At 77.7% G+C, this 1,329-nt stretch carries 3 protein-coding genes; all 3 read right to left on the minus strand.

Features of this window, described 5'->3' with window-relative positions:
* Window positions 1-265 precede the first annotated feature (265 nt).
* A complete protein-coding gene (gene crcB / locus AE652_RS41495) occupies window positions 266-640 on the minus strand; it encodes a fluoride efflux transporter CrcB (RefSeq protein WP_049661178.1) in 375 nt (124 codons plus the stop codon).
* Entirely contained in the window at window positions 637-1,035 is a 399-nt protein-coding gene (locus AE652_RS41500) for a DUF190 domain-containing protein (RefSeq protein WP_049661179.1), read from the minus strand. The genes crcB and AE652_RS41500 overlap by 4 nt, the downstream gene beginning before the upstream one ends.
* A partial coding sequence (locus AE652_RS41505) for a CrcB family protein (protein WP_049661180.1) occupies window positions 1,032-1,329 on the minus strand: 298 nt, incomplete at its 5' end. The genes AE652_RS41500 and AE652_RS41505, both read right to left, overlap by 4 nt.

Below are 1,329 nucleotides of genomic sequence, written 5' to 3' on the forward strand. Positions count from 1 at the left end.
CGAGCGCGGGAGCGCCGCCGCCCGCCCCGGAGCCGTACGCGCCGCGGCCAGCCGCACCCGCACCGCCCGTACCGCCCGCACCGTCCGTGCCGCCCGTACCGAAGCCACTGAGGTCCCTCTCTACCGCCCCACCCGGGCCGCCCACTCGCGCGCGGCCGCTTTTGGTGCCCAACGCGCGCCCGGCCCGGCGGGACACGGGCAGCGCCCAAGCTCGCCCGGGCCGGGAGGGCACACCGTGCCCTCCCGGGGGCTTCCGGCGCCCCGCTCAGCCCCAGAGGGCCGAGGCCAGCTCCGCGCCCGCGTAGACCGCGGCCAGGCCGGCCGCCACGCTGCCGGCCGCGTTGGCCAGCGCGTACCGTCCGGCCCCGGTCTCGGCCAGCCGCAGGGTCTCGTACGAGAAGGTCGAGTAGGTGGTCAGCGCCCCGCAGAGCCCCGTCCCCAGCAGCAGCTGGACCTGCGAGGAGGCCGCGCCCGCCGCCACCGCGCCGGTCACCAGCCCGAGGACCAGGCAGCCGACCACGTTCACCGTGAACGTCCCCCACGGGAACACCGAGTCGTGCCGGGACTGCACCGCCCGGTCGGTCAGGTACCGCAGCGGCGCGCCGCCCACCGCGCCCGCCACCACCAGCAGCCAGTTCACTCCGCCGTCTCCCCCCGGCCCGGATCCCGGCCCGCGTCCCGGCCCGGCTCCGCCGCCGGCCCCCGGCCCGCGTAGGTCACGACCTCGCAGCGGTCCAGCAGCACCAGCCCCTCCGCCACCATCCCGTCCAGCTGAGGCAGGAACGCCCGCACCCGCTCCTCCTCGTCCACGATCACCACCGCCACCGGCAGGTCCTCGCTCAGCGACAGCAGCCGCGTGGTGTGCACCAGCGACGAGGCCCCGAACCCCTCGATCCCCCGGAACACGCTCGCCCCGGCCAGCCCGGCCGCCCGGGCCCGGTGCACGATCTCGCTGTACAGCGGGCGGTGCTGCCACCGGTCGTTCTCCCCGACCAGCACGGTCAGCCGGAGCGCCGGCCCGTTCAGCCGGCTCACCGCGCGCCCCCACCGGGCGCCGTCGCGCCCCGTTCGGCCCCGCGGCGGACGGCCCGGTGCACCAGACGCCGAGTCAGTCCGGCCGCCGCCCACACCGCGAACAGCGCGCCCGCCAGCGTCAGCCCGAGGTACGCCACGGCGGGCCCCGGCCGGCCGCCCTCCAGCAGGCGGCGGACGTCCACCGCGTACGTCGAGAAGGTGGTGAATCCGCCCAGCACCCCGGTGCCGAAGAACGGCCGCACCAGCGGATGCGCCTGGCGCCCCTCGGTGATCACCACCAGGAACACCCCGATC

Source organism: Kitasatospora sp. MY 5-36 (assembly GCF_001182915.1).
Taxonomy (GTDB): domain Bacteria; phylum Actinomycetota; class Actinomycetes; order Streptomycetales; family Streptomycetaceae; genus Kitasatospora.